Source organism: Gemmobacter sp., from assembly GCF_016792925.1.
Taxonomy (GTDB): Bacteria; Pseudomonadota; Alphaproteobacteria; order Rhodobacterales; family Rhodobacteraceae; genus Gemmobacter.
On record NZ_JAEULU010000052.1, the window covers coordinates 1 to 2,484 of the forward strand.

The 2,484-nt window shown below is 64.3% G+C and carries 2 protein-coding genes; both read left to right on the forward strand.

The window, feature by feature from the left end; all coding sequences use genetic code 11:
* Nucleotides 1-358 precede the first annotated feature (358 nt).
* Complete coding sequence (locus JNN06_RS02930; protein WP_291238103.1) at nucleotides 359-916, forward strand: DUF3576 domain-containing protein; 558 nt, start codon at nucleotides 359-361, stop codon at nucleotides 914-916.
* A 114-nt stretch (nucleotides 917-1,030) separates the two neighbouring features.
* A partial coding sequence (leuS, locus tag JNN06_RS02935) for a leucine--tRNA ligase (protein ID WP_291238104.1) occupies nucleotides 1,031-2,484 on the forward strand: 1,454 nt, incomplete at its 3' end.

A 2,484-nucleotide genomic window follows, 5' to 3' on the forward strand; every position in this document is an offset into this window, starting at 1 on the left:
AACCGGTGGTAGCAGCCAGGATGCTGGTCGCCAGAAGAATCTTTTTCATCGTTTTCCCTCGTTGTCTCAAGGTGCGGCCCAACTCAGGGGAATCCGAGTTGGGTATGGCAATCCTTTTCAGCCGAACCGCCCCGGAATGCAATGACCGCCGCACGCCACCGGGCAAACGCGGGCGGGGTGGTGCAGGCTTGCCACAGTGCCCGCAGCCGCTGCAATGCAGCAAAATCGCCCGAGAAATCACCTTACATATAGCGGTGGTGGCGCAGCCCCGCCGACATGGGCCGCCGCGCCCGAAAGGCCTTGTTCGCTTTGCCCCCCTCGGTATAGACAGCAGGGAAGCACGTCGAAGGAACCGGGAATGATCTTCAAGCGCCTTGCAGCCCCTGCCCTTGCCGGAAGCCTCGTTCTGGCGCTTGCCGCCTGCGGAGGCGGTGGCTCCGGCTTTGGATCCTCCCCCTTTGGTGGATCGGGCGCCGCCCCCACGGCCGGGCAGTTCGAGCGCCGCGAGGCCGCCCGCGCCCAGCGTGAGGCCATCGAAAAGATGGAAGAGGCGCGCGAAAAGGACAACAAGGGCTCGATTCTCGACCTGTTCACCAACAATGCAGACCCGAACACCACGGTCGAGGTGAACAAATACCTCTGGCAGGCCAGCCTTGAGGTGCTGAACTTCCTGCCCATCGAATCGGTCGATCCCTTCACCGGCATCATCGTCACCGGCTATGGCGCCCCGCCCGGCGGTGGCCGCGCCTATCGCGCGACGATCTATGTCAGCGATCCGGCGCTGGATGCGCGTTCGTTGAAAGTGTCGCTGCAAGGCAAGGGCGGCGGCGCCGTCTCGGCCGAGACGCAGCGCGCCGTGGAAGACGCGATCCTGACCCGCGCGCGGCAATTGCGCATCCGCGACAGCAAGCTGTAACACCGGGCAACATCGGGCGGGCGCGCAAAGCACGCGCCCCCGCCATGCTTGGGCTGGACCTTTTCCCCGCCTCCGGTGTAATTCCGCGCGGTATCCCTGCGGAATGAGGCCAGCATGTCGCGTTATGAACCCAGCCAGATCGAAGCCAAATGGCAACAGACCTGGGATGAGGCCGGGGTGTTCACCGCCCGGCGCGATGCGGCCAAGCCCAAATACTATGTGCTGGAGATGTTCCCCTATCCGTCGGGGCGCATCCATATGGGCCATGTGCGCAATTACACCATGGGCGATGTGGTGGCGCGGTTCAAATCCTCCTGCGGCTTTTCGGTGCTGCATCCGATGGGCTGGGATGCCTTCGGCATGCCCGCCGAAAATGCGGCGATGGAGCGGGGCGGCCACCCGAAAGACTGGACCTATGGCAATATCGCCGACATGCGCGGCCAGATGAAGCCCCTGGGCCTCAGCATCGACTGGAGCCGCGAATTCGCCACCTGCGACCCGGAATATTACGGCCAGCAGCAGGCCATGTTCATCGACATGATGGAAAAGGGCCTCGTCTATCGCAAGGCGGCCATGGTGAACTGGGATCCGGTCGATATGACCGTGCTGGCGAATGAACAGGTGATCGACGGCAAGGGCTGGCGCTCGGGCGCGGCGGTGGAGCGGCGCGAGCTGACCCAGTGGTTCTTCAAGATCTCCGACATGGCCGAGGATCTGCTGGAGGCGCTGGACGGGTTGAAAGACTGGCCCGAGAAGGTGCGCCTGATGCAGGCCAACTGGATCGGCAAGTCGCGCGGGCTGCAATTCGCCTTTGAGACGGTGGGCGCGCCCGTGGGCTTCCCCAAGCTGGAGGTTTACACCACCCGCCCCGACACGCTGATGGGTGCGAGCTTTGCGGGCATCAGCCCCGATCACCCGATGGCCAAGGCGCTGGCCGGTGATCCGGCGGTGGAGGCGTTCCTTGCCCAGTGTCGTCAGGGCGGCACCACCGCCGAAGCGCTGGAAACCGCCGAGAAGATCGGCTTTGACACCGGCATCCGCGTCAAGCACCCGCTGGACCCGAGCATCGAGCTGCCGGTCTGGATCGCGAATTTCATCCTGATGGATTACGGCACCGGCGCCATCTTCGGTTGCCCGGCGCATGACCAGCGCGATTTTGAATTCGCCACCAAATACAGCCTGCCCATCACCCCGGTTTTCGTGGCCGAGGGCGCCGGGGAAGCCGTGCTGACCGAGGCCTACACCCCGATGAAATCGGAAAAGGTCCGCTATATCCGTGGCATCAGCGGCGACAAGACGATGACCGGCGATGAGGGCGTGGCCGAAGCCATCGCCCTGGCGGAATCGCGGGGCTTTGGTCAGGGCGTCACCAAATTCCGTCTGCGCGACTGGGGCGTGTCGCGCCAGCGCTATTGGGGCTGCCCGATCCCGGTGGTGCATTGCCCCACCTGCGGCGTGGTGGCCGAGAAGAAGGAAAACCTGCCGGTCGAACTCCCCTACGATGTCAGCTTCGACATCCCCGGCAACCCGCTTGACCGCCACCCGACCTGGCGCGATTGCACCTGCCC

Excerpts from the sequence above, each read along its gene's own strand:
- JNN06_RS02930 (WP_291238103.1), top strand. The coding sequence starts at position 359 with ATGATCTTCAAGCGCCTTGCAGCCCCTGCCCTTGCCGGAAGCCTCGTT.